At 57.7% G+C, this 26,889-nt stretch carries 18 protein-coding genes and 1 pseudogene; 9 read left to right on the top strand and 10 right to left on the bottom strand.

What is annotated here, in order from left to right; genetic code table 11:
- The 4 genes and pseudogenes from B9A11_RS22010 to B9A11_RS04320 form a co-directional block, all read right to left on the bottom strand.
- Nucleotides 1–550: pseudogene (locus B9A11_RS22010) on the bottom strand (transposase); the annotation flags it as partial.
- Between the two features lie 607 nt (nt 551–1,157).
- Nucleotides 1,158–2,024, bottom strand: a complete 867-nt coding sequence (locus B9A11_RS04330; RefSeq protein WP_058245598.1) for a hypothetical protein — start codon at nt 2,022–2,024, stop codon at nt 1,158–1,160.
- Nucleotides 2,025–2,034: 10 nt separating this feature from the next.
- On the bottom strand, nt 2,035–2,604 hold the full coding sequence (locus B9A11_RS04325) for a TniQ family protein (protein WP_058245599.1): 570 nt from the start codon (nt 2,602–2,604) through the stop codon (nt 2,035–2,037).
- Complete coding sequence (locus tag B9A11_RS04320; RefSeq protein ID WP_058245600.1) at nt 2,604–3,581, bottom strand: TniB family NTP-binding protein; 978 nt, start codon at nt 3,579–3,581, stop codon at nt 2,604–2,606. Before B9A11_RS04320 ends, B9A11_RS04325 begins: the two co-directional genes overlap by 1 nt.
- Before the next feature lie 1,167 nt (nt 3,582–4,748).
- On the opposite strand from B9A11_RS04320, the gene B9A11_RS04315 reads away from it, so the two are divergent.
- Complete coding sequence (locus tag B9A11_RS04315) at nt 4,749–6,671, top strand: hypothetical protein (RefSeq protein ID WP_058245601.1); 1,923 nt, start codon at nt 4,749–4,751, stop codon at nt 6,669–6,671.
- Between the two features lie 740 nt (nt 6,672–7,411).
- Here the strand turns inward: B9A11_RS04315 and B9A11_RS04310 are convergent.
- The 4 genes from B9A11_RS04310 to B9A11_RS04295 form a co-directional block, all read right to left on the bottom strand.
- The gene (locus B9A11_RS04310; protein WP_058245602.1) at nt 7,412–8,095 is read right to left on the bottom strand and encodes a hypothetical protein; all 684 of its coding nucleotides are present in this window, start codon (nt 8,093–8,095) and stop codon (nt 7,412–7,414) included.
- A gap of 200 nt (nt 8,096–8,295) precedes the next feature.
- Complete coding sequence (locus B9A11_RS04305; protein ID WP_058245603.1) at nt 8,296–10,617, bottom strand: DDE-type integrase/transposase/recombinase; 2,322 nt, start codon at nt 10,615–10,617, stop codon at nt 8,296–8,298.
- Entirely contained in the window at nt 10,617–11,294 is a 678-nt protein-coding gene (locus B9A11_RS04300; protein ID WP_058245604.1) for a hypothetical protein, read from the bottom strand. Before B9A11_RS04300 ends, B9A11_RS04305 begins: the two co-directional genes overlap by 1 nt.
- A gap of 329 nt (nt 11,295–11,623) precedes the next feature.
- Nucleotides 11,624–12,133: a DUF6634 family protein gene (locus B9A11_RS04295; RefSeq protein WP_058245605.1), complete on the bottom strand. Its 510-nt coding sequence runs from the start codon at nt 12,131–12,133 to the stop codon at nt 11,624–11,626.
- Between the two features lie 722 nt (nt 12,134–12,855).
- Between B9A11_RS04295 and B9A11_RS04290 the strand changes: the two genes are divergently transcribed.
- The 4 genes from B9A11_RS04290 to B9A11_RS04275 all read left to right on the top strand — a co-directional run bounded on the left by B9A11_RS04290 (nt 12,856) and on the right by B9A11_RS04275 (nt 17,989).
- On the top strand, nt 12,856–14,046 hold the full coding sequence (locus tag B9A11_RS04290; protein WP_058245606.1) for a DUF3800 domain-containing protein: 1,191 nt from the start codon (nt 12,856–12,858) through the stop codon (nt 14,044–14,046).
- Between the two features lie 324 nt (nt 14,047–14,370).
- On the top strand, nt 14,371–15,573 hold the full coding sequence (locus tag B9A11_RS04285) for an ABC-three component system protein (protein WP_058245607.1): 1,203 nt from the start codon (nt 14,371–14,373) through the stop codon (nt 15,571–15,573).
- Nucleotides 15,570–16,058 carry a three component ABC system middle component gene (locus B9A11_RS21570; RefSeq protein ID WP_083499712.1) on the top strand — a complete coding sequence of 163 codons (489 nt, stop codon included), beginning with the start codon at nt 15,570–15,572 and terminating at the stop codon, nt 16,056–16,058. The genes B9A11_RS04285 and B9A11_RS21570 overlap by 4 nt, the downstream gene beginning before the upstream one ends.
- Nucleotides 16,055–17,989 carry a DUF3732 domain-containing protein gene (locus tag B9A11_RS04275; RefSeq protein ID WP_058245608.1) on the top strand — a complete coding sequence of 645 codons (1,935 nt, stop codon included), beginning with the start codon at nt 16,055–16,057 and terminating at the stop codon, nt 17,987–17,989. Before B9A11_RS21570 ends, B9A11_RS04275 begins: the two co-directional genes overlap by 4 nt.
- Nucleotides 17,990–18,474: 485 nt before the next feature.
- On the opposite strand, the gene secA is transcribed toward B9A11_RS04275, so the two are convergent.
- The gene (gene secA, locus B9A11_RS04270) at nt 18,475–21,198 is read right to left on the bottom strand and encodes a preprotein translocase subunit SecA (protein ID WP_058245609.1); all 2,724 of its coding nucleotides are present in this window, start codon (nt 21,196–21,198) and stop codon (nt 18,475–18,477) included.
- Nucleotides 21,199–21,370: 172 nt separating this feature from the next.
- On the opposite strand from secA, the gene B9A11_RS04265 reads away from it, so the two are divergent.
- From B9A11_RS04265 to B9A11_RS21565, 4 genes are all read left to right on the top strand, one after another.
- Nucleotides 21,371–22,219, top strand: a complete 849-nt coding sequence (locus B9A11_RS04265) for a peptidylprolyl isomerase (protein ID WP_058245610.1) — start codon at nt 21,371–21,373, stop codon at nt 22,217–22,219.
- Nucleotides 22,220–23,443, top strand: coding sequence for a bifunctional glutamate N-acetyltransferase/amino-acid acetyltransferase ArgJ (argJ, locus tag B9A11_RS04260; RefSeq protein WP_058245611.1), 1,224 nt, complete (start codon nt 22,220–22,222; stop codon nt 23,441–23,443). It begins immediately after the preceding gene.
- A gap of 51 nt (nt 23,444–23,494) precedes the next feature.
- Entirely contained in the window at nt 23,495–23,893 is a 399-nt protein-coding gene (mutT, locus tag B9A11_RS04255) for an 8-oxo-dGTP diphosphatase MutT (protein ID WP_058245612.1), read from the top strand.
- Nucleotides 23,894–24,081: 188 nt separating this feature from the next.
- Entirely contained in the window at nt 24,082–24,228 is a 147-nt protein-coding gene (locus B9A11_RS21565; RefSeq protein WP_186009167.1) for a hypothetical protein, read from the top strand.
- Nucleotides 24,229–24,391: 163 nt separating this feature from the next.
- Here the strand turns inward: B9A11_RS21565 and infB are convergent, their stop codons facing one another.
- The gene (gene infB / locus B9A11_RS04250) at nt 24,392–26,884 is read right to left on the bottom strand and encodes a translation initiation factor IF-2 (protein ID WP_058245613.1); all 2,493 of its coding nucleotides are present in this window, start codon (nt 26,882–26,884) and stop codon (nt 24,392–24,394) included.
- Nucleotides 26,885–26,889 lie beyond the last annotated feature (5 nt).

Genomic DNA, 26,889 nt, shown 5'->3' with positions numbered 1-26,889 from the left:
GTGGAGCTTGGTCCCTCTCGGGACATTTCCTGCGGAAATACCCTGCCGGGCAGTGGTTCATGCCGCCTTTGGTTCGGCCAATCGCGCGCCCGCGTCCGTATGTCGGGAAAACCATCCCCCGGATCGTTTTCTGATCCTCCGAACTTTCGCCCCCAAGCTGGAGGCCGTGCGGTGCGTCTTGAGGTACTTGCGCAGGCTCACTCGAACGCATGGCATTCGCCTGCTCACATCGATCATGACGGTTGCCGTCTCGGTGCCCTGATCGGCCAGCTCGACCAGGATCGTGGCGAAGACGCCCATCTCGCTCCACCTGCGCCACCGGTTGTAGAGCGTTTCCGGGGCTTACGCGGCCCCACTGGGGCCACGGTCCCCTTCAACTGTGCGGGCCGTATTCTCGTGGTGCATCACGCCAGCGTAAACCATTGCGATTTATGAAAATAATTTCGCTCAGCACGCGCCTGTCATCAACCCTCGGGCGGCCGCGGCTCTTCGGAAATAAGGGGCGCAGACGCGCCATCCGTGCCTCTGTGAGCCAGAACAAATCGCTCATGATGCAGGTCTCCACGACGCCCCTGCATAACCTTGTCACTCAAATCTTGATGAGGCCTGAGCCTAGTATTTTCCGGGCAGAGATGGAATCTCTCAGGCCAATGCCTCTCGTCTTGCAGCGGAACTTTCCACTTACGACTCGCCGGTTCGAGTGGATGGCGCTTTCGGGCGTGTGGTCAGGAATGGGGTGAAGCTTGGTCCGCGTCGCGTGCCAGTGTGCCGCTCTGGTGGCAACTGAATCCGGATCTCCGGCCACGCCGCGCGTGAAGTAAATTTTCGGTTTCCGCCTGTCTAAATGAAATAGGGGCGCCTTTCAGCACCCCTATATACAGACCTTGGGACGAACTTACCCGGTTTCGGGACGAACTTGGCCGTCTTCTTCAAGCGCTGATGAACTTGGAGAAGTTTGTCCCGAGAGCGAAAATCGTCCAAATTCACCAAGTGAAATCAATGGCTTGAAAATGGCCCGATTTCAACGAGGTGAAGATCGTCCCGAAACCGGGGTAAGACCGGGGTAAGTTCGTCCCAAACCAAGAAATCTTCAGGGTCTGGAAACGAACAAGGGCCCGCGCGGCGGACCCTTGGCAACTTTCGGAAATGGGACGAACTTATGCCGCGCGCATGGCCAGGACCTCGTCGACCGGCATGACGACGGAGGCCAAGCCGGTCGACTTGGGATTGCGGAAAGCTGGCAACGCTCCAGTCATGACGCCCTTTACGATTTCGGCCGTCGTTCCGGCCTTGCGCTGGCAGGCATAGCTGATCGGGTGCAAGTCTTTCTCCTTGGCCTCCGGGAGGGCAGCGATCCGGGCAAGGAATGCGTCGAGGGTCCTGCGCGCGAACACCACATTACGAATTGCGCCGGGTGCATCTGCCGGGATCAGCGGCTTCAGGATGCCTTCCGAATACAGCGTCCGCGCCTCCGAAAAGCTTGCCCCGATATAGTCGGCCAGATCCTCCAACGGGACCGCATCTTCGAAATCCGCCACAAGCGTCGCGATCTCATCGGCATCGAAGCGAATGCGGTTCCACTCCTCGGCGATGGCATCCGGCGGAATACGGCCCAGCTTTTTCAGGATCCGCGCCATCTGGAGGGATTTCCGACCGAGGGTGTCGCCGAGGCTCTGAACGCTGTGGAAGCGGCGGAATTCGATCTCTTGGCCAAGGATCTTGTCGCCGACATCCAGAACGTCATGCTCGATGATATGCGCGCGCAGGAGGTCTCGGATCGGGCCGGGGTCACGCCCGTTGCACTGCCGGTCCAGCCAGTCATAAAGCTTGCCGTACTTGGCCAGGGGACCAGCCTGCGCCGCTTGCGCGGGGGATGTCTCACGGATGAGATCCAAGGCCTTGATGATCGCCTTCGGCCCCTGTGCATAGATCCGGAAACCCGCTTCCACCGCCGCCTCATGGCGGTCCGGCGCCAAAGTGTTCGGCGCCACCTTGTGCCCTTCCTCGATCACGACACCGAGCATCAACGCGGCATCAAGCGCCCTGAGCCGCCAGCCATGTGTTCTCGTCGGGGTCCCCGTGCAGTCGCGCTTCCAGCCAAGTCAGATAGCTCGGCACTGCGCCATCGGCGCACCGCGCGGACGCAATGAGCTCCGCCGACAGGAGGCCTTCCTGAAGGGTACGGGCCTTCTGACCCAGCGTCTCCAGCCAGACGCCGTGCTCAGTACAGCGATGCACCGGCGCAAAGCACCAGATCAGGCGCTGCTTCCACGCGCGCGGCCCGCCATCTTCAGCAAGGCAGGTCGGACAATACTTGTTGGCTGCGCGCGCGATGAAGCTCCACTGAAAGGGCTCCCCGCGGAACATGAGGTCCTTCCCAACCGCCTGCAGATTGGACTGGGCGAGCTCGATCTCAGGGATGCCTGCGGCGGAGGCGAAGACCTCCAACGCGGCAGGCTTGCCCAACACGAGGTCCTCGATCCTCAGGCCCAGATCCGGCAACAGACGGTCGATGCCCAAGCCAGTATGGATCACCGCAAGACGCGCGGCGTAGGACAGGACGGTTTCGCGGGGATCGAAGGGAATCTGCGGATGCAGGGCCATCAGCGCACCCACCCGCCTTCGAGGAGATCAGTGCGCAACGCGTCCCATTCGATGGCTTCGAACGGTGTCCTCGGCAGCAACCCGTACTGTTTGCTGAACGCCCGATGCGCATCCTCGAGCCGAATTTCCCGACGACCTTCCTTCAGAACGCCGATCATGATGGTCTTGGCCAGGCGAACCGAGCGGCCCAACGACCCACCCTCAGCGAAGAGGATCCTCGCAGCGAGATCGAGGTTTTCCGGCAAAACCAATCCAACGCCGGTTGCACAGGCCGCGATACCGGAAGCAAACTTCTGTGCATCGAGGCTGTCATCATGGAGGCGCGGCAGCTGGAACTGTGGGAAGCGCCGATCGGTCTCCGGATCGGTTTTGATCGCCTCGGGCAGCTTGCCAACGCCCGCGATGATGCAGGCCACCGGGTACTCCCCCTGGAGCAGGCTTTTCAGGGTCTGGATCGCGCCCTCAACGTCGCGACCGGACCCTTTGCGGAGGAGATGGTGCGCCTCGTCAATGATGAGCAGACGGATGCCGCATTCGCGCATGCGATGCCGTGCGATCCCCCAGGCCTCATAGGCTTTCACGCGGCTTGCGATGTTCGGATATCCGGTGGCGACAGCGATCTGGGTGGCCAAAGCCCTGAGCGTCGATTCCGGCGGCACAGTGACGTAAAGCGTATTGCCCTCCCGCTTGGGCCCCGCGATCTGCAGCTCGGGCATCATACGAAGGGACCGCCGCAATAGCGCCGACTTGCCACTGCCGGATTCGCCGACGACCATCAAACCATGGGTCTCGCCGGTCAGCGTATCCAGGAGCGGATCGGCCGTCATCTCGCCGTCAGGGCCATGCTGGAACAGGTCAGCGATGCGCATGTTCAGCGCCGCGTCACGCGGCAGGCGGATATAGCGGTTGGCCAGCCAGAGCGCCTTTTCGTCAGCGGTGCTCTCGGGGGTCAGGATCGGATCGATGATTTCCATCATTGGGGTTTTCCTCTCGGAATTCAGGGTGAGTTTTCCCGGCTCCCGACGCGGCCTGCGCAGGAGGGAGGGAAGAGTTGGGCTGATGTGGTTGGTTCAGGACCGCGGTCAGGCTGTTTCTTGTTGGTGCCTATGGACGTGCGGCCAGGCTCGACAGGTGGGTCTTATCAGTGTGGCTGTCTGTTCCTCTCTGCATGTTGCGCCCTGCCAGTTCGGGCTGATGCGAGTTAGGTACGGGGAGGCATTGAAAGTCCCAAAGCATTCCGGCCATCTTTTTTCGATTTTTTCTCAAGTCATTGTCATCGCAAGGAAAGTTCCTTTCAGCTTGTGCGCTCGACCCACCACTGACGGCAACCGACACGGAAAATCTGCATGCCATCATCGGTTCGGCGACGCGGGGGCGTGCCGGATGGAGACGTCGGTCAGATCATGATGTCGGGGTCAGTGTTGCAGCCCCCTGGGGAGTCGAGCAACGACGATTTCGCTGCGAAAAAGGCTGCAGTGCCGATTCTCGAAATGGCCGATCGTCAAGCAGGACAAGAGAAAGCGGGATCAAAAATCCCGCTTTCGCATGGTGGTTCGTAAAGTTGTCGGGAGATTTCTGGGGCTGGCGATCGGCAGCGATGCCTCAAACACTCATTAGAGCAGAGCGAGACCAGCTTTCGAAGGAGTTCACTGGTTCGGCCAGCGGCGGGGCCGTTGCGGAATCAGCGCCCGAGGGCATCATTGCTTCCGAATTGGGAAGGGGGAGGCATCGCTTGGATGCCGAGCGGCACCGCGAAACGCCGAAATCATAGCTATTCGCAACGGTGGCCCGAAAGCTGACCTTCGTGGTGAGCGCGGCGAATGACCGGTGTCAGCCCATAGCGACATTCATGTTCTAGGCAGCATCAGGCCATGACCTGCCGCAAAAAAACCAATTGTGGACATTTTCTGCAGCTCGATTTATCTTTGGTCTGTGAGGTATATATCGCCGCAGAGAAGGTCGTCCTAGACATATTTGGGCGTTAAGCTGAAAAGGGAAAGCGCACTAATTAAATTTTCGCGGTTCCGTCGCGGGCGTAGATGAGCGAAAATAAAGTCATACTGCTATTTACAAAATAAAACTCACCCAGCGCTTAGCCTCTATATTTGCGCGCGGGTGATCTCGTGTGAATTGAGGGGTGGGCAATGAAGTTTAGATTTGAGGTTTTTTCACTATTTCTGTTCCTATGTTTTGGGGCGCCTGCTGCAGCCGACTGCGCGTCATCCTATCCAAAAAACTTCACTGCGGATGAAAAAATCGTCTGGAGTTCCTTGTGCGAGTCCGGAAGATTCGAAGAAGCAGGCGAAATTTTTAATGTAATCGAGAATGAGGGGGAAGCTGAACCCCCAATCGTGGTTGTGACGGAAAGTAAAGCTCTCTCATCTAATTTTATGCGCGCCGTCTTTGCAAATGGCAAGTACAGTGATGCCATTCCTTTCCAAAATATCTCTTTGCGGGGCGTGTATTTTGAACACCTCGATTTGAGCTACGCGCAGATTCAGAAGTCGCTCTTTCTGTCCGAATCGTACGCTGACAGTATCAACATCAATCACTCGACCATCAAGGGGAGCTGGGAGTTTATCGATGTTAGTGTCGGCCTCGATGTTTCGGCCACCTCCGCGCGCGTTGACGGTTCATTTAGCCTCCAGAACTCCGTCATTGGATCACTAAGTGCTTTCCAGCTCGAACTGAAGGGCAACCTAAATATCAACGATACAACAGTCCAAGATGAAGCCAACCTTGAAGGAAGCAACGTAGGAGGTTGGTTGAACTTTCGCCACTCGACCGCAGCGGGTAGGTTCAATGCCAAAAACGCGCGTGCTGGATTTGGCATTGATCTTAGCGACAGCATGTTTGAAGCTTTAGTCAGTGTGGGGTACGCAAGATCAAAAATTGGATTGATATTTTCCCGCTCACGTTTCAAAGAAGATGTTACGGCTTTCCAATTTGATACTGAGGGCGGCTTTTATGGGCAAGATACAATTTTTGAATCCAACGTAGATGTCCGCGAGATGCGCGTTGGTCGCGATGTTAGATTCCATAGAGCTCAGGTTGAGGGGGTATTGGACTCACGTGGCGTTGTTGTTTCAGGCATCATCTACCTTGATGGTGGTGTGTTTCATGACCTTTGGTTTGGAACCTCTGAAATTGGACATATCAGTTTGTACGAATCTGCCGCGATATTCGGCTCGCTGAATCTTGATTTTTCAATTCTTAAAGGTCTCCACTTTTCGCACCCCCCAGATGGCGAGGCCAACAATAAGGACAGAGATTTCGAATCAGTGGAAAAGTCGGCAGGCGACGAAGTTATGCCTGAAGATGGTATCACCAAAGCACAGCGAAACACGATGCTCCCCATCTGGTCAGATGACGCATCACTCTCTCTTCACCGAACCAAAATTGACCTGTTGGCTGGGCATTTTCCTCAGGCCTTTCGTACCAAGAGCGGAAACGCACTACCCGTCGACCTACGTACCGCCGACATCGAGAAATTCGACTTTTACGACTACTGCATGGAAGGGACCTGCGAAGAGCCTAGTATCAACGATAGAATTGCATGGATTGAGGGCAGTAGACGCGCTTGGGCCGAGAAAAACGACGAAGATGTAGCGAGATACACGCCCAAACCCTACGAACACCTTGCTGAAGACTTTAGGACCATCGGGAACGATGAAGCTGCGCGCATAGTATCGTATGCGAAAATGAAGCATCGCGCCCAATCACGCCCTAAGAGTTTTTGGGGCTATTTCGTCAGAGCGGCCTATGATACGCCTCTCCAGTTTATCGTCGGATTCGGTGTCTATCCCTGGTATGCAATCTTTTGGTTCGCCGGTTTGGTTGGGGTAGGAACGCTCCTTGGCGTTGTCTATGAGAGAAAGCCGCGAGAAAAGTCCAATTGGTTTTGGTTTCGCTACAGTCTGGAAAACGCAATTCCGCTGCTTGACACCAGCGCCGAATATAAGAGCGTCGTCGTTCCAAATGGAAAATTGACGGGGTGGTTTCTTGTTCTGAAAATTTTTGGCTTTGTGTTGGTGACTATTGTGGTTGGCTCGTTGACGTTTGGGTGAGAACGGCCGGGGCAGTTGCTACACACTGCATTGATGACCACTTCGACGAAGCCGTACCGCAGCAAACAGGTCGGGTGTCAAAAGCTGCTTTGGGCCGGAGTTGACGGACATAGTGGCCGTGGCATACCCAATGCGGAACGGCAAGTTCCTGCGCAGAGCTGCCGTTGGTGCGGGGAGCCATGAATTCACACTGTTGGCCCTTCGCTCTGGCTCTACCTGGTGTCGTATGTCTCGCCAGGGACAGTCATTAAACGTGGCAGGTTCGCTTACGCTGTGAAGTGCCGGTTTGTACAAGTTTGCGCTCCAAGACCAATTCGTGGGACACAGTGGCAGACCAGGGCAGATATAGGCAGAAAACAGTGCCGAGGATGGCCATTTTCGATGGTTAAGGGCTGCGCAATGTCTGATTTTGGCGATCTGGTGCGCGTGTGCTATCAATACGCCGAGAGCAGCGCCATCGCACAAGGAGACCGTGACACCTGTGACGACGGCGCTTTTGACCCAGTCATTTACCGACCGGAGCTCCCCAGATCGGATGGTCTCAGATAGAGAGCCTGGCTTGAAAGCGCCTCAACATTGATCCAGGCACAAGACTGAACCTCATCGGCGAGGTCTGCAGACAACGCGCAGTCCAGTTCCGAAGCCGTCACTCCGGGGCGCCGACGTTGATTGGGGAACGTTCCCCGTCGACCTCGCGCTTCCGCACCTCGGACCGGCAAGTCGACGGAGAACTTCACCTCCTATCCACCGAGCCGAAACTGATGGCACACCGACTTCAGCGCATCCGGCATATCTTCCACGGCGGCGTCGAGCACGCAGAACCAGCTGACATGTGAAATATCCACATCGAAGGGCTCGACGAACATGGGAACTGTTTCACACAGATCGAAAAACTGAATTTCCAGTGTTTCCGCACCTGTTTCAGAGAGCGGCTTCGTCAGGGCAATGACCTGCGCATGAGGCGACTTGGCGAGGCCGCGGAGAAGGCTGTCGCTCAGGGGAAAACCCCCGTCTGTTGAAGGGTCGATCGTCGTGACGTCTTCTGGTGTCAGCGCATCGGCCAAGACTTCTGCAAATTCGCTGGCTAGCGCACCCGACAGCATCAGGTTCGGGAATGCCGGACCCTCATAACCGGGGTCATTCGCAATTCCTTCGACGTGGCCTCGGACAAGGCGATGGATGGCAGCGACCGTGTCGCGCTCGGACTGGAACCTGTCCATCATGGCATCGAAGACGCTGTCGATGTGCGCAACGGAAACCTCCCGCCGTGTCTTTGGCATGACCAGCTGATCCACCCAAAGCCGTGACTCCTGGGTCGCCTCCCAGGTATCCATGTCGGCAGCGTAGGCATAACGCCCTGATTTGACGTCGTGAAGGTAGCTGCGGCGCTCGCTCAGCCAGATGTCGATGGGAGGGCATTCCATGGCTCAATATCCTTCATCATGATGCGGTGCTCGAGGTCCGACTTCAGTGCAGACGTTTCGAACGACAGGCTTCCGGGGATGTCTTTTCCCATAGATTTGAAGGCATATGTCAGCGGCATTTTTTGATTCAAGCAATTGTAATCATTGTCATAACTTGCACCGTACAAGTTATGACCCGACGGGGCAGGTTGCATGAAGAACTATGATCGAAAACAAGAACGTCGCCCACGAGGGGCGGCGTTTTCATGTCTCGCTCCCAGATCACTCCAGGACGCCGTCGTCGTCGAGGAAATCGGTGTCTGGCGGGGTGTAGGGCTGGGCTTCGCGACGGGGTGGCGTAGGGGTGGCATCGCCCTCCACGACATCAGCCAGAAGATCCCGAGTTTCGCCTTCGCGTAACGGCGCTCTGCCGTGTCGGTGTAGGTGTCGATGTGCTCGTCGGTCATTTCCTTGCCGGTCGTCGCGCTGCGCGGCTGCGCAAACAGCTTGGACTGGGCCTTCAGCTCCCAGGACCGCTGATCCCGCTGCCAGATCTCCAACAGGCGCGTCTGTTCTGCCTCGGGGTTGATCTTCCGGCGCCCCTCGTTCCAGACACGGACGTCGAAGGCGGTCTTTTCGAGCCAATCCGGATCACACACGACAGCCGTCTCCCATTTGCCCTTACCGTTGTCGCTGACCTTGCGGATATCGATGGTGCCGATGTTGCCGCTCCAACGGCGGGTTTCGATCAGCTGGTGCCCCTCGCTTTTCCAGATGTCGATCAGCTTGTCCGACTGGTACTTGATGTTGTCGATGACCAGACCCGACGGTCCCAGACGGCGCTGGACGATCTCGCCGAAGGCCTGGCGCATTTCCTTGTTGGTCAGGGTGCGAGGGCGCTTGTAACGGGTCGCCTCCTGCCAGGCTTCGCGCGGTGTTGTTCCCAGGGCATTGTGGCGCGTGTTGTGGTAGTCGTCGACAGCCCACCGCACCATCCACTTGAGGAATTCCGCCAGTTCCAAGGTGGCCCGTCCTTGGGAGTCGTTCTCACCGCGCTTGACCGCGTCACCGAAGGTCCTGCCCGAGAACCGGGCGAGGAGCTTTTCGTGCATGGTCCTGAACACTCTTTCGATGAACGGTTTCAGCCAGGGTTTTCCCGCAGGGCCCCCCATGTTGGTGATCCCGAGCGAGTTCAAGATGTGGTAGGCTGGGTCAGTGATATAGGCGGCCCCGCGATCGACAGCGATCAGCTCGGGCGCGCCGTATTCCAACCACTTGTACGTGCATCCCATGGCGTCGGAGATATCGGACTTGTCCGAGTAGACCATCTCCAGGGTCAGAGCCAGGGAGTTCACGGTGCCTTCCGGGACGACGAGCAGGGCCAGCAGGCAGCGGGTATGGACATCGATCGCGGCGGAAATCTTGACGCGCTGTGCCGTGCCATCCAGACCCATGGCTTTTGCTTCTTTGGGCGACAGGTAATCAAACGCACCGCTGATTTTCATCAGGAGTTGCAGGTCGATGGTGTACTCGTCGATCTCGACCCGTTCGAGGGCGCGCGAGGTGAGGATCCCCAGGCCGCCTGCATGCATGTCGCGGTAAGCCACGTCATAGCCCCGGTTGCGGATGCCACGGTTGACGTACCCAAGAAGCACGCGTTGCGTCTGCACGAAATCCTTGCTGACACGAAGAGGCAGCAGCTTTTCGTTGGGACCCTGCGCCTGTCGATCAAGATTTTCCTTCAGAATCGCAGCGTTGACGCTGTCTCGCAGATTTTCCGGCGACTGGCGCTCTTGATCTTCGAGCTCCATCAGGACTTTCGTGACGAAATCCCGAAGTTCGTCGGTGTGACCGGAGTTTGCGCCGCAGTTACGGTAGTCGTCATACAGTCCCTCCTCTCCTTCGTCGCGATACATGGCCACCCATTTATAGATAGATGCGCCAAGCTTTGTTTCGTCACGCGTTCGTTTTGCATTCGCACCCTTGAGTGAGAATTTATAGGGTTCCAGCATGGTCTGGGAGCCATACAGCGCCTTGCTGGACGAAGACAGGATCGGATGGGGGCGGTTGCCCCCCTGCGCCTCTTCGGCAATGCGCACATGGATGATGTGCGCGCGATGCACCAGCAGCAGCGAGTTGCGTTCATGCTCCGCGCGCGTCCCGCGCATTTCGCCCTCGGCAATCAGTTCTTCGCTGGCCAGGACACAGGCTTTGCGGACAAGCATGCGCTCGATCTCAATGTGATTGCGCTCATCGCGCTGAACCTCGGTGATGGAGCGGGACCGCACGAAGGACATCGGGCGGCTGATCACCTCAAGCTGGCCGTAAAGGTGATCCTGATGGATCACCTCTTTCTTGTAGAGAGCAGGCCCGGCATCGAGCACTGCGCAAGTCAGCGGGTGCGTCCACTCCTCCCAGTCGACCACGACACCGTTGTCGCGCATTTCGGTGGCCTTGCCGTTGCGCGTGCCCTTGCGGATGACACAGCCGACTTCGAGGAAGCTGATGTCAAAGTTCTCTTCGTTGATCACACGAACCGGCATTATGCGGCCTCCACGATTGCGTTGAGCGGTCGGATGACGGCATGCTCGTCGATGATACCGTGGGAGATGACCTCGACATCGCCCCAGCGGATTGCACGCACCGCACTCCAGAACCCCTCCGGGCCGATGCCCGCCTGCTCCAGAGCCTCATGAATTGCCATGGGACGATCCAGCTGGGTCAGGGCCTCTTTGACGCGGTCATCCAGCACCTCGTCCGGGAAACGTGCCGCGTGGAAGACCTTGCAATTGGCGAGGAGGGTCGGGCTGATGTTGCGCTCCGAGATCGTGTTCACCTGATCAGCGATTTCGGACACGGCAACGGCGCGCACGGCTTCCATGGTCCTCTGGTACTCCAGCGTGCTGGCCTTTTTCGCGTATTTGACGGAGAGCGCAATGCGCTTCCCGCTCAACAGGGTCAGACGGTAGTCGAACCAGTACGGCGTTGCCACGGTGCCGGTCTTGCGGACCATGATCTTGTCCAGCTGCTCCTCAAGGTCGAGGAAATCGGGGCGATAGATGCAGCACATGGCTGCATCGTGCTCAAGCAGGCTGCCAAAGCCGACTTCCTGTGACTTGCCGTCACGGCGGATGAACGTCAGCGTGCCAACGAAGTGAAACTTGGAACTCTTGGAGATCTTCCGGACGGCGCGGCTGCGGAAGTAGTTTTCGTCGAACATGATTTTCTCGTTTCTTTGGACAAGCCGATCCCGTCGCCTGAATCGCTGGATTCAGGCGGGAGCCGAGCTTGCGAGTGATGTTGGAATGCCTGAGGTCGTGGCGCTGAGCGTGTGTTCAAACCTCGTCAGGCAGTGGCGGAATGCCGATGGCCGATTTAGCGATCAGCCGGTTGTCATGGGCGTATGGTCCTTCCTTTCTGTCGTTGGGCACCCCTCGGCGCCGGTACGATCAGAGCTATGAGGAGGTACTGAAAGTTCGCAGAAAAAAATTGGCGGGAGACCACATTTTTCCTCGCCAGCATTTTCGGTCCGGTCATTTCGAAATTATTTCAATGCCTTGCGACTCCATCCGTCGGCGGCCACTTTGCTTCGATTTCCTCGAACTGCGGGACAAGATCCTTGCAGGCACTGCCTGCGGCGAGTTTCGTCATCAGGTTGGGGAAGTCCGCCATCGCGCGGACGGCCACCTCCATCGGGACCGTGACGAAGTCCGGAGATGAGGAAATGGCAGCTTCAAGGTGCTGGGCGCCGGGGAAGAGTTCTTCCATTTCCGCCGAGAACGGTTTTCCGAGGCTGTACCAGCGGCTCGCGGTCCTCGCCCATTTTTGGTCAGCCGTGATGTGGATCAACCGCGAGGTCCAGACCTTGGTCTCTCCAAAGACCGGATGACGCTCTGTCCAACCGGCAAGGACCAGGTTCGACCCGACCACAGCGGTTGCCCAAAGCTCGATATGCGCGACCTCTGGATCCAGCGGGTCGGTGGGCGGCCCAGCCAGGGCCGCGTTGAAGCTGGTGATGAAACGGTTGAGGGTGCGGCGCGCGTGTTCTTCAGATGCCATTTCGATTTCCTTTCAGCGCATTCCGACAGGGACGGCGGCAGAGCTCTGCGCCGAGGGTCGAGAATGCTGGGTTTACTTGGATGGGCTCATGGCCCGATATCGTGATGACGGGCCGGTGCTTAACGACAAGGAAATGAAATCACTGCGAAAAACTTGGCAGTGCCGAATTTCGAAACCCGCATTCCTGCGACGGCATATGGCTAGATGCCTTGGATTTTTCCGGCTTTCGCATTGGGGTCGTTCGAATTGTATCGACATAGTTGGCCGAAGATGTCGGCTCAGTGCGCGGTCTCCGCGGCAAAGATCGGCGCCCGATACCAAGGCAACTATGAATGTCCGGCTTGACTTATGCCTCCGCCGCGCCGACCTTTTAATCAGGCTGCACCCAAGAGAAGCGAAGGGAACGCGGCACGGCACTCCGGGCGCTCTGCGTCGCGAACGGCCCTCTCCGGACATTCACGAGGCTGGCCATCGCCGCGCCGCAGCTTTCCCGAACCGGTCCTTCGCGGCAACTTGCAGCATCTTCTTCCTGCAGAGCTCCGCAGTGCGGACTGCGCTGTCGTTCGTCGATGGCGCGGACGACGCTGATGAAAAGGTTGAAAGCGGGTTCGCTCTTCAACTGCAGGTTCACACGCGATCCCGTTCATGTTGCCCGTCATCATCAAAGGAGCCATATACTTTTAAGAAGACGCAACTCGGAACTAGAAAACAATAGTTGAAAAATGTTCGCGTACGTGGATGAAACTGGTAACACCGGAAAAAATATATTTGACCCGGAACAGCCTGAATTTTTCACGGCTGCATTGATCACGAAAACAAATTTCGACGTCCTGCATGGAAAGACGCTCCAGTCAATTTCTATGCGAGCAGGCGTCCCGGCCCTACATGCCTCCGTAGTTGGAATGGGGCCAATCGAGAAGGCTGCGGACGACATCCTGAGCCTACTCAAGAAGGTCGATGCCCGCTTCTTCGTATCTCGTGTTGAGAAGCGATACCTACTGGCAACCAAGGTCTACGATGTCTTTTTCGATTCAGGCGAGAACCCAGCTGCCTCATGGTTGGCGTATAACGTCAAACCTCTGAAGATGATCCTTTGCTTCAAAGTTGCAACCTTGATCACTGAGCAGATTGCCCGCGACTTCTGGGATATGTTGATGGCGCGGAATGAAAAGACCGCCCGCCAGAAAATTCCTGCTATCTGCGACGCTCTTTTGGCGCAGGTACCAACTTTAGGAGATGCACGCTCACGTGAAGTTGTCACGGAGACGCTAACATGGTCTCGCGATCATCCAGAGGCACTCGACATCTTCATCGCGGGACGGCAGGCCAATAATGGCCACATGCCCAACATGGTTGCTTTCGCAAATCTCCTCGACGGTTTGGAGGGGTTCTCGAAACGCTGGCGCCGGCCCTTGAAGAAGATTGTCCATGATCGTCAGTCTCAATTCGAGGGGTCGCTCGCTGAGTGGCATAAGATGTTCTCTACCGCTACCGACGAACCGATCCATCGACCCGGCGAAACCATTGTGTTTCAGAAGGTGGCGGGGTCTACTTTTGAGGTTTCCGCTTCGGACGACAGCGCCGGAATTCAGATCGCTGATTTGGTCTTGTGGCTGTTTCGGCAGCATCTCTCGGGCAAACGCCTCCCGCCCGCATCGTGGCGGCTGCTAAGCTATGTTTTCAAGAAAGGCTACCACAGCGACTTTTCTTTCGTCGGAGTCGGTCAGCAGGTGGAAGAGCAATATCGCCAGATTATGGCGACTGAACTGACGCCCGAGATGGAACAGGTAGCTCAGAAAATGATTGCGGAAAACGAACAGCACCGTCGCCGTATGGTCGCCGCCTATGAAGAGGACGGGTTGATGCCCTACCAGCGGCCCCCATTGAAACTCACCGGAGAAGGCAAGGATTAGGGCTTTTATGGGTTCGAATCGGTCTTGCGCCGCGGCAGCGTCAGACGGGAACGAGCCGCAACGTCGGACCCTACGCGTTCGGCCCATTTTGGCTATGGACCTGCTGTATCGATGCTGCAGTGCAGATTTTCGGAAGCAGACGTTGTCGAGCCGCGCTTATTCTTGAGGTCTTAAACGATGGCTGGATGGGACAAACCTAACAGAAAAACGCTTGGCAAATAGTTTCCCTCAATTTACGGTCGTTTTGTGGATTTTCAACTTTGGGTAATGCCGACGAAAGGCACGATCGGCCCCCAAGCGTCATAAATAGAATGAGAAATTGATTTGAGCGTTGGGTCGGGGGACAAGTATTCGGCTGGACCGCAAGGTCTTGGTTACATTTACCAGCCTCGATTGGCGCTCCTGAAACTTGTTGAGGAACCTGAACGCACTGGCGTACTCATCGAAGGACAAGATGACCTTGAGTTTGTCGAAGATGGACAGAGCCGGTCTCTTGGATCCCTAAAGCACAAAACACCGGGCGAAAATCTAACTGATTTGGCCACAGATTTCTGGAAATCTGTCAGAATATGGCTTGAACGTTTCAGTGCGTCTGGTCGCTCCACAAGCCCTCTTCGGTTCTACCTGTTCACAACTGCAAATGTGGCTGAAAATTCCTTTCTTCGCGACTTCTTGGAAGAATCTAGCACTCCGATAGTAGCGACCAAAGCTAGCTTCGAAGCAGCGATGGCCAAGAGTGCTGCGAAAATCGTTGGCGAGATCAAGGTCGCATATGAAAAGTTGACCGAAGAGGAACGTCTCGACTTCATCGGCAGGGTATCTATTTTTGACGCGAACCCACGCATAACGGAAATACCTGAACTTCTATCGGACAGGTTGTTAAGACCTGTAAGGCGCGAACATCGTCAAGCTGTAATTGAGCGACTCGAAGGCTGGTGGAATGACCTCGCTGTTCGTCAAATTGCTGGAGAGAAGACTGATCCGATTTACGGAGCAGAAGTATCTGACAAGTTGTCAGCGATTGCTGAGGAATACCGGTCAGACAATTTACCAATAACCTTTTTGGGGAAGCGCCCAAAGGGAGTTGATCCAGAATCAGACGATCGGCTTTTTGTTAAACAGTTGCGGCTCTTGGGTACATCTACAAGTAGAATCCAATCTGCGATTATTGACTACTACCGAGCTTTTCAACAACGCTCCAGTTGGGCACGAGAAGATCTTTTGGTTGCTGGAGAAATGGAAGAGTACGAAGATCGGTTGGTGGAAGAATGGCAGCGGTACAAGGATTTTGTTGTCGAGTCTCTGAGTGCCGACGAAGCCGAAGACAAATTGGTTGCTGCAGGAAAAGAGATATTTAGATGGGCGGAATTTGAGACAAGCAACCTCCGGATTCGCGAACGTGTGACCGAGCCATATGTGGTGAGAGGAGCGTTTCACATTTTGGCAAATGGCCGACCTTTGCCGAGAGTTTACTGGCATCCAAAATTTTTGGAGAGAATTGAAACGGTGCTGGAGGGTGCAAGTTGAAGCCTTGGTCCAAACGACCCTTCGAGGTAAAAAATCTATTCAACCCTGCGTTCTGTGGACTGTTGATAGCTCGTGCGATCGACGAGCACGTTGTCACGTCAGGCAAGCCGCTCCCGCATTCTCTCTCGCTGCTCATTTTGCCCCTGTGCTTGCATAAGAACACACGATTGATCCTAGCGAAATCCAATAGGAGCTACTTCTTGAAGGTGGTGGAGGAACATCCTCAGCTGCTTGTCGGGTTCCCGGAACGCGCCAGAAGCATGTTTCCGTTTTGTCAGGAAGGTTTGGCGCTTCTCGCGAAAAAGGGCTGCATTGACGTAAACGACCAAGGCGCACTTTCTTTACGTCCCAAGACTGTAAGAAAGACTGTAAGCGGTACAGACGAAACCCGCGAATGCCAGCAAGTTGCCAAATATCTAGGTCGTCAATTTTCTCGGATTTCTGACCGTGCGACGATTTATGCTTCTTTAGGGGTGCGACCATGAAAATCGCTTCGATACATATTTTCAGTCTTTCTGGTGAGCGGAGAGATCTACGCTTTAATACCAATGGTCTGAATGTTATCACTGGCCGTTCCTCAACTGGTAAATCTGCCCTCTCTGATATCATCGAGTACTGTATGGGCCGATCAACATTCAAAATCCCTGATGGTGTGATCGAAGAGAACGTATCTTGGTATGCTGTGGTCTTTCAGTTCAACGGAGAACAGGTGTTGGTTGCAAAGCCAGCTCCGAAGCCGGGGGCAGACGAGTGCAGCACTGCGATGGTGAAGCGGGGCTTAAACGTTCAGCCTCCGAATTTCGATGAGCTGCTGATCAACGATAATGATGATGGTGTTGGGAGGCTGTTATCGCGGTTGTTGGGCATACCGGAAAATACAACTGATGTTGAGATGGGGCATTCACGGGCAAGTTTCGAAGCGAACATAAAGCACACCTTTTATTACTTGTTTCAGAAACAAACTTTTGTGGCGAGTAAAGACCAACTGTTTTATCGGCAGAACGAGGATCACCAACCTCGAGCCATTAGGGATACATTTCCGATCCTCTTTGGCGCAAGATCTATAGAGAAATTAAAACTGACAGCCGAACTAAGGTCTCTTCAGCGGCAGGCCAGAATCAACCAGAAGAGCTTAGATCAAGCCAGAATGGATGTTGAGCTGTCAACGGATCGGAGCCTTAGTCTGTTGTCGGAGGCAAGGTCCGTTGGCATATTCCATGGCGAAGAGATCAATGAAACCTCAGTAATTGATGTTCTGCGAGGTGCCTTAGATTGGAGGCCGAGCCCCATACCGGAAGAGGATGGCAGTCTAGTTTCAGCCCTAGAGGACCAGCTGGTTCAGCTTCGGGAGGACAGACAGAGTATTCGCAAGCAGATTGAGAGTGCAAAGAAATTCGCAATGCGGGCGTCGGACTTTGAGTTCGAAGCCAACGAGCAAAGAGATCGCTTGGCTTCCATTAACGCATTACCTCGCAGTGCTGAGGGCGGCTGGCAATGGCCATTTTTGAGCAAAGAAGACGAATTTGACACACCTATCGCAGCCGCTTTGCTCAATGAACTCTCTAAACTTGATGAGGAACTGGCGACAATTGAGTCCAACAAGCCGAATCTCGAGGCATTTATCTTGGAAAGGGAAGGCGAGATCGATCGCATCAGTCAATCGATACTGACGAAACAAGAAGAACTTGGAGCCGCAATATCCGCTATCGAACAGATTGCCGAACTGGGTGGCCGAAATGCAGCGGCCGCGCGTGTCGTTGGACGCATTAGTCTATTTTTGGAAAATTTCGTATCAGACGAAGAAATTTTGCGCCTCGAGCGCACTCAATTGCGTCTCGAAACCAGAATTGCAGCTCTCGAAGGCCAAATCGGGCGTGATAATGGTCAAGAACGATTGCTTTCGGTGATTAATGGTATTTCTTCGATGATTTCGAACTATATATCCAGGCTGGGAGGCGAATTCGGGAAGTTCCCGGCACGGCTTGACCTTCGTAATTTGACGATCGTGTTCGATCGCCCAGACCGTCTAACATACATGGAGAGAACAGGTGGGGGAGAGAACCATCTTGCGTATCATCTCGGTGCGATTCTGGCGCTTCATCGTTATGCCGCCGCTGGCGACCACCCAATTCCTCGTTTTCTTATGATTGACCAACCGTCGCAAGTCTACTTTCCGAGTGAAGAAGTCTACAGGTCAGTGGGCGGCTCAGTTGAAAGGACCGAAAGCGACGCCGACATGGAAACTGTTCGCAGGCTCTTCCGACTTCTATACGAGTACACGAGAGATCATGTGCAGGACTTTCAAATCATCGTTACCGAGCATGCCAACCTCAGAGACGACTGGTTTCAGGAAGCCTTGGTTGAGCCGCCTTGGACAAAACCACCTGCCTTAGTTCCAGAAGAGTGGATTGGCTGATTTTTCTGAAGATCTGGTCCGTCTGCGCTGGCAGAATGACACGCTATTCCCAACCTTTGCCATTGTTCGCGCATACCAAGGTCCGCTATTCGACAGCACCTTTATTTGCTCGCAAGCGCAGCGAATGTCCGGAAGCCGCCCCTTTTTGTCAATCACCCCGTACCTGCTGGGCGGTGATCAAAGTTCCATGGCCGCTGAATGCCATGAAGACTCGAGGTTCCGCGTAAGATCAGAGGGCCTGAATGGATAGCTTGCCTGGGCGTGTCATCAGGCATTATCCCTCGGCATGACCGTACCCCGTGCCGATGCTTCGCACTTCCAGCACCGGGTCAGAACATCCCCTGCACCTTGCCGCATGAATTAAAATTTCCTTAATCGCCCCTCTAAATGAAGTAGGGGCGCCTTTCGGCACCCCTATATACAAACTTCGGGACAAACTTTCCCCGATTTGGGACAAACTTCGCCGTCTTCTTCAAAGCGCCAGCTTAGACAAGCGAGCCGTGGCAGTGTTTGAACTTTTTGCCCGACCCGCAGGGGCAGGGGTCGTTGCGGCCCGGCTCGCCCCAGGTGGACGGATCACTCTCGTCAAAGCCCGCCACCAAGGGCTCTTGCACCGGGGTATCCTCGGCGGTGGGCAGGACCGGCTCGTGCGAGGCGGTCGCGCCCTGGGCTGCAGCGGCAGCGGCCTGTTGCTGGGCAATCATCTGCTGCATCAGCTGGCGCTGCTCTTCTTCGGTCATCGGGCGGACCTGCGCCAACTGGCTGGTCACCTGCTCGCGCAGGCTGTCGAGCATGTTTTCGAACAGCTGGAAGGCCTCGTTCTTGTACTCGTTCAGCGGGTCGCGCTGCGCATAGCCACGGAAGCCCACAACCGAGCGCAGGTGTTCCAGCGTCAGCAGGTGCTCGCGCCACTTGGCGTCGATGGTCTGGAGCAACACCTGCTTTTCGATGTTGCGCATGGTGTCGGCGCCAAAGGCTTCGGTCTTTTCGGCCATCATCGCGTCAGAGGCTTCTTCGATGCGCTGCATCACCACGTCCTGATCGACGCCGTCCTCTTCGGCCCAACCGATGATCGGCAGGTCGAGCCCCAGCTTTTCGATACAGGCGGCATAGAGCCCCTGCATGTTCCACTGGTCGGCGTAGGCCTTGGGCGGGCAGTAGATGTCCACCAGCTCTTCGATGACCTCGTGGCGCATATCTTCGACGATCTCGGACTGATCCTCGGCTTCCATGATCTCGCGGCGCTGGCCAAAGATCACCTTGCGCTGGTCGTTCATCACGTCGTCGAACTTCAGCAGCTGCTTGCGGATGTCAAAGTTGCGGCCTTCGACCTTGGCCTGCGCGCGTTCGAGCGACTTGTTCACCCACGGGTGGACGATTGCCTCGCCCTCTTTCATGCCGAGGGTCGACAGCACCTTGTCCAGACGTTCCGAGCCAAAGATGCGCATCAGGTCGTCGTCCAGCGACAGGAAAAAGGCCGAGCGGCCCGGGTCACCCTGACGGCCAGAGCGGCCGCGCAGCTGGTTGTCGATGCGGCGCGATTCGTGGCGCTCGGTCGCCAGAACGAACAGACCGCCCGCGTCCTTGACCGCTTGCTCGTCAGCGTCGTGCTGCGCCTCGATTTCCTTGCGGATCTCTTCGGGGTCGCGGTCAGGCGCGGCGGCAATCGCGTCCATGATCTGAAGCTCGACGTTGCCGCCGAGTTTGATGTCGGTGCCGCGGCCCGCCATGTTCGTCGCGATGGTGATCGCGCCCAGTTTGCCGGCGTCGGCGACGATCTGCGCCTCTTGCTCGTGCTGGCGGGCGTTCAGGACGTTGTGCGGCAGGTTCGCGCCTGTCAGCAGCTGCGAGAGCATTTCCGACTTTTCGATCGAGGTCGTGCCCACCAGAACCGGCTGGCCCTTGGCGTGCGCGGTTTTGATCTCTTGGACGATGGCCTGGTACTTTTCCTTGGCGGTGCGATAGACGCGGTCGTCCTCGTCGATGCGGGCGATGGGGCGGTTGGTGGGAACTTCGACCACGCCAAGGCCGTAGATCTCGGCGAATTCCTCGGCCTCGGTGGCGGCGGTGCCGGTCATGCCGCCCAGCTTGTCATAGAGACGGAAGTAGTTCTGGAAGGTCACCGACGCCAAGGTCACGTTCTCGGGCTGGATGTTGCAGCCTTCCTTGGCCTCGATGGCCTGATGCAGACCTTCGGACAGGCGGCGACCCGCCATCATGCGCCCGGTGAATTCGTCGATCAGGACAACCTCGCCATCGCGCACGATGTAGTCTTTGTCCTTTTGGAACATCTTATGCGCGCGCAGACCCTGGTTGACGTGGTGAACGACGGTGGTGCTTTCGGGGTCGTACAGCGTCTGGCCCTCGGGCAGCAGACCATAGGCGTGCAGCCGCTCTTCGAGGAAGTCGTTGCCCTCGTCGGTAAAGGTCACGCTCTTGGCTTTTTCGTCGATGGTAAAGTGATCGTCCTGCAATTCGGGGATCACCTTGTCGATCTTGACGTACATCTCAGAGCGGTCCTCGGCGGGGCCAGAGATGATCAGCGGTGTGCGCGCCTCGTCGACAAGGATCGAGTCCACCTCGTCGACAATCGCGAAATAGTGGTCGCGCTGGTAAATCTGGGCGAGGTCCGACTTCATATTGTCGCGCAGATAGTCAAAACCCAGCTCGTTGTTGGTGGCATAGGTGATGTCGGCTGCGTAGGCCTCTTTCTTTTCCTGATCGGGCTGGCGCGGGTAGACGACGCCGGTGGACAGACCCAGCGCGCCGTAGACCTTGGACATCCATTCGGCGTCGCGGCGGGCGAGGTAGTCGTTCACCGTCACCACATGAACGCCGCGCCCGGTCAGCGCGTTCAGATAGGCGGCAAAGGTCGCCATGAGCGTCTTGCCTTCGCCGGTCTTCATTTCCGAGATGTTGCCCTGATGCAGAAAGATCCCGCCCATCAGCTGCACGTCAAAGGCCCGCAGACCAAGGGCGCGCTTGGCCGCCTCTCGGCAGTTGGCAAAGGCTTCGGGCAGCAGCGCATCAAGGCTTTCGCCGTCTGCGATGCGCTTTTTATACTCTTCGGTTTTGGCGATCAGGCCGGCGTCGTCGAGTTTTTCAAACTCCGGCTCCAGCGCGTTGATCTTTTCCACCAGCGGTCGAGTGGCCTTGATCTTTCGGTCATTCGGCGTTCCGAACACCTTCCGCGCGAGTTTTCCCAGCATGATCTTGCTTACCTGTTCCCATCATCGTGTGCGGCATCTGCTTGCCCGCCACTCACACAGCCCATATGGAATAGGGGAACGACCGGCCTCAGAGCCTTTTGGGCATGTAAGGGGCGGGCCGGAAAGTGTCAACGCCGCACGCCCTCGCGGCCCTGTCTGGAAGGACAAAACGATGTCAAAAACCCTCAAAACGCTGACCGCTGTGGCACTGTCTGTTGCGCTGGCCTTGCCTGTTTCCGCCGAAGAGGTGACCGCCGACACCGTGGTGGCGACCGTGAATGGCAAGGAAATCACGCTGGGTCACATGCTGGCGATCCGCGCGACGCTGCCCGAACAGTACCAGCAGATGCCGAACGACGCCCTGTGGGAAGGCATCATGGACCAGATCGTCCAGCAAGAGGCGCTGGCCCAGTCCAAGGACGCGCATGAATCCCGCCGGGTCAAGGTCGCGCTGGACAACGAGCGCCGCTCGCTGCTGGCCTCTGAGGCGATCACCGTCGTCGCAGAGCGCGCCGCCACCGATGAGGCCATCGAGGCGCTGTACAAGTCGCAGTACGTCGACGGTGACAAGGGCGTGGAATACAACGCCTCGCACATCCTCGTGGAAACCAAGGAAGAGGCAGAGGCGATCCTGATCGAGGTCAAGGGCGGCGCAGACTTTGCCGCCACCGCGCAGGCCAAATCCACCGGCCCGTCCGGCCCCAACGGCGGCTCTCTGGGCTGGTTCGCGGCGGGCATGATGGTCGAGCCGTTCCAGAACGCGGTCGAAGCCATGAACCCCGGCGACGTCACCGGCCCCGTGCAGACGCAATTCGGCTGGCACGTGATCAAGCTGAACGAGACCCGCACCCAAGAAGCCCCGGCGCTAGAGGCCGTGCGCGGCCAGCTGGTTCAGCAGATCCAGCAGCAGGCCGTTCAGGACCGCATCGCCAAGCTGGTGGCCGACGCCGACGTGACCCGCAAGGGCATCGCTGATTTTGACACCTCTGTCCTGTCCAACGTCGAACTCCTGGAGGAATAATTGGGCAAATATCCTGTCTCTCCGCTGGCGCCTGCCAGCTTTCCGGCGCTGCCCGTCATTGACGGTGTGCGCTTTGCCACGGCGCAGGCCGGGGTGCGCTACGCGGGGCGCACCGATGTGATGCTGGCGCTGCTCGATCCGGGCAGCGTGGTGGCGGGCGTGTTCACGCGCTCGGCCACCCGGTCGGCCAACGTGCTGGACTGCCAGGCGAAAATCGCGGGCGAATCCGATCAGGGCGCGGCGATCATCGTTAACTCGGGCAACTCCAATGCCTTTACCGGCAAGGCGGGCGAAGGCTCTGTCGCGGCGATCTGCGAGGCGGTCGCGGCCACCACCGGCCTGCCTGCGGAGCGGGTCTTTACCAGCTCGACCGGGGTGATCGGCGAACGCCTGCCGCATGACCGCATCACCGCCAAGGTCGATGAGCTGTTCGGCGCGCTGGACGCGGGCGGGATCGAGGCGGCGGCCAACGCGATCATGACCACCGACACCTTCCCCAAAGGCGCGACCGCGTCCATCGAGGTGGATGGCAAGACGGTCAAGATCGCCGGGATGGCCAAGGGCTCGGGGATGATCGCGCCGGATATGGCGACCATGCTGGTCTACATCTTTACCGATGCGAAAATCGCCCGTGCGGACTTGCAGGCGCTGACCTCTGGCATCTCTGACAAGACCTTTAACTGCATCACCGTGGACAGCGATACCTCGACCTCGGATACGCTGCTGATGGCGGCGACCGGGGCTTCTGGCGTCGATGTCACCGGCAATGCAGACTTTGCTGCGGCGATGCACGGCGTCTTCCTCGACCTGGCGCATCAGGTCGTCAAGGACGGCGAAGGCGCGACCAAGTTCGTCACGGTCAACGTGACCGGCGCGGCCTCTGACGCCGACGCGCGCACCCACGCGATGGCCATTGCCAACTCGCCGCTGATCAAGACCGCTGTGGCGGGCGAAGACCCCAACTGGGGCCGTGTCGTCATGGCGGTGGGCAAGTCCGGCGCAGCGGCGGACCGCGACCTGCTGAGCATCCGCTTTGGCGAGGTGCTGGTGGCCGAGAACGGCTGGGTCGCCCCGTCGTACAAGGAAGAGGACGGCGCGGCGCTGATGAAACAGCCCGAGATCGAAATCAACGTCGATATCGGTCTGGGGCAGGGCACGGCGACGGTCTGGACCTGCGATCTGACCCACGGTTATATCTCGATCAACGCCGACTATCGGTCTTAAATTCATTGCGGCGTGCGGGACCGCGCGCCGCCCTTACCTTTGGCAGGTTTAATGAAAATCGTTCTCGTTTCCGCCGTCGCGCTGATTGATCCCGATGGCCGCATTCTGCTGGCACAGCGCCCCGAGGGAAAATCCATGGCCGGTCTGTGGGAGTTCCCCGGTGGCAAGGTTGAACAGGGCGAGAGCCCGGAAACCGCCCTTGTGCGCGAGTTGCAAGAGGAACTGGGTATCGACACCTGGGAAAGCTGCCTTGCGCCGTTGACCTTTGCCTCGCACGCCTACGACGATTTCCACCTGCTGATGCCGCTGTTTGCCTGCCGCAAATGGAAGGGCACGCCCATGTCCAAAGAGGGGCAGGCGCTGAAATGGGTGCGTGCGAATCAGTTGCGCGACTATCCGATGCCGCCCGCTGATATTCCGTTAATCCCGATTTTGCGCGATTGGCTGTAGCGGCACACTGCATGTTGTTTGAGCAAGCGTGCAGTAAAGCGGTTATTTCCCGTGCATATCGTTCGAATGTCGGAAACGATCTATTCAAAAGTTATTGATCTGTCACAATTCCGCCCACATCGCTTCTGGAAATATTAACAGATTGGCAGTACATCTTTACGCGAGAACCGCAATTCAGGGGATGTGAAATGCTGCGTACAATCACTCTTGGTACTTGTGTGTCGATCCAAGGCCAATTCGAAGCTGCCTTGGCCGATGGTCGTATTTCGGTGCGCGTGGGCGACCGGATCTATACGGGCCGCCCGGTCAGCGCGCCGACACCCAAGGCCGCCTAAGACACCGCAAATATCTGGGGCGCCTGCCAGCGCCCTCTGACAAAAGAAAAAGGTCGCCTTCGCCGGGCGACCTTTTTCTTTGTCCAATTTTCCACAAATCGCAGGCAAAGAAAAACCGCGCCCGGTGACAGGCGCGGTTTTCGATTTCAAAAGGGCAGGGGGATCAGAGCGAACGCTCGATTTCCTCACGCTCAAAGATTTCGATGACGTCGCCTGCGCGAATATCATCGTAGTTCTCGAACGCCATACCGCATTCCTGACCAGACTGAACCTCGGCCACTTCGTCCTTGAAGCGCTTGAGCGTCTTGAGCGTGCCTTCGTGGATAACCACGTTGTCGCGCAGCAGACGCACACCGGCAGAGCGGCGCGCCACACCTTCGGTGACCAGACAACCCGCGACCTTGCCCACGTTCGAGACCTTGAAGACCTCTTTGATGTTGGCATAGCCGATAAAGTTCTCGCGGACTTCGTTCGACAGCAGGCCAGAAGCCGCCGCTTTGACGTCGTCGACGAGGTCGTAGATCACGCTGTAGTAACGGATCTCGACGCCTTTTTGGTTTGCAGCGTTACGCGCCGGGGCGTTCGCACGGACGTTAAAGCCGATGACCGGGCAGCCGGACGCTTCGGCAAGGCCAACGTCGGTCTCGGTGATCGCGCCCACGCCAGAGTGCAGCACGCGCACGCGGACCTCTTCGTTGCCGACCTTTTCCAAGGCCTGCACGATCGCTTCGGACGAGCCTTGCACGTCGGCCTTGACCAGAACCGGCAGCTCGGAGACGTTCTCGTCTTCCTTGGCCTTCTGCATCAGCTGTTCCAAGGTGGTCGCGGCACCAGCGGCGGCGCGCTTTTCCTTGGCGAGGTTCGCGCGGTATTCGGCGATCTCGCGGGCCTGCGCTTCGGTTTCGGTCACGTTCAGCACGTCACCCGCTTCGGGGGTGCCGTTCAGACCCAGCACCTCTACGGGCACGGACGGGCCGGCCTCTTTGACGCGCTCGCCCTGGTCGTTGATCAGCGCACGGACTTTACCGTACTGCTCACCGACGACAAAGATGTCGCCCTGACGGAGCGTGCCGTTCTGCACCAGAACCGTCGCCACGGGGCCGCGGCCCACGTCAAGCTGCGCTTCGATCACCGCGCCTTCGGCAGCGCGATCGGGGTTCGCCTTGAGTTCAAGGATTTCCGCCTGAAGCGCGATGGCTTCGAGCAGTTGATCCAGACCCTGACCGGTGTGCGCCGAGACCTCGACGTCCTGAACGTCACCGGACATTTCTTCCACGATCACTTCGTGTTGCAGAAGATCGGTGCGCACCTTGGTCGGGTTCGCCGCCGGTTTGTCGATCTTGTTGATCGCCACGATCATCGGCACCTGCGCCGCCTTGGCGTGGTTGATGGCCTCGATGGTCTGCGGCATCACGGCGTCATCCGCCGCCACCACCAGAACCACGATGTCCGTCACTTGGGCACCGCGCGAGCGCATCGAGGTAAAGGCCGCGTGGCCCGGCGTATCGAGGAAGGACAGAACGTCGCCGTTCTTGGTCGTCACCTGATACGCACCGATGTGCTGGGTGATGCCGCCTGCTTCGCCAGAGGTCACATTGGTCTGGCGGATGGCGTCCAGCAGGGACGTCTTGCCGTGGTCAACGTGGCCCATGATGGTGATGACCGGCGGGCGCGGCTGGAGGTCTTCGGGCTTGTCTTCGACGGTCTTGATGACGTCCTCGACGTCGGCGTCGGACACGCGCACGACCTTGTGGCCGAACTCTTCGATCAGCAGTTCCGCGGTATCGGCGTCGATGGTCTGGTTCTGGGTCGCCATGATGCCGTTCTGCATCAGCGCCTTGACCACGTCAGCGACGCGCTCTGCCATACGGTTCGCCAGTTCCGAAACCACGATGGCCTCGGGCAGCTGAACGTCACGCACGACCTTTTCGCGCTGCTGCTGACCGCCCATCGCCTTTTGGCGCTGGCGCTCTTGCTTGCGCTTCATGGCGGCCATGGACTTTTGACGGCCACCTTCGCCAGACAGCGCCTGGTTCAGCGTCAGCTTGCCAGAGCGGCGACCGTTGTCATCGCGGCCACGGCCCGGCTTGGCGTTGCGGTCTTCGCCACGGGTGTTGGCGGGCGCCTTGTCGTCGCGGCGCGGCGCGGCCTTGGTCTTGGCGCGGCCATCGTCGGCCTTGGGCGCGGGCTGAGAGGCGGCTGCGGCAGCTGCCTTTGCCTTTTCCTCGGCTTCACGCTTGGCGGCCTCTTCGGCCTCGGCCTTGCGGCGCAGAGCCTCTTCGGCCTCGCGCTGCTCGCGTTCCTTTTGCTCTTTCTCGGCGCGCATCCGCTCGCGCTCTTCGGCGCGGGCTTTTTCCTCGGCCTCACGCTTGGCCTGATCCTCGGCCTCGCGGGCCTTGGCGGCCTGCAGCGCCTTCAGGCGGCGTTCCATTTCGGCATCAGAGATCCCGGCCGGGCGTTTGCCGCCGGACCCTACGGGGCCAGTGCCACCGGGTTTACCTGCCCCGGCGCCCGGTTTGGGCACCACGACGCGCTTACGTTTGGTTTCCACCACGACATTCTTGGTGCGGCCATGGCTAAAGCTCTGCTTTACGCTGCCGGAACGAGGTCCGCCGCCGCGTACACCCAATGTCTTTTTGCCGTCACTATCGCTCATAAAGC

It is taken from the genome of Tropicibacter naphthalenivorans, from assembly GCF_900176475.1.
GTDB classification, from domain to species: Bacteria; Pseudomonadota; Alphaproteobacteria; order Rhodobacterales; family Rhodobacteraceae; genus Tropicibacter; species Tropicibacter naphthalenivorans.
This window is presented reverse-complemented; position numbering and strand designations above follow the sequence as displayed.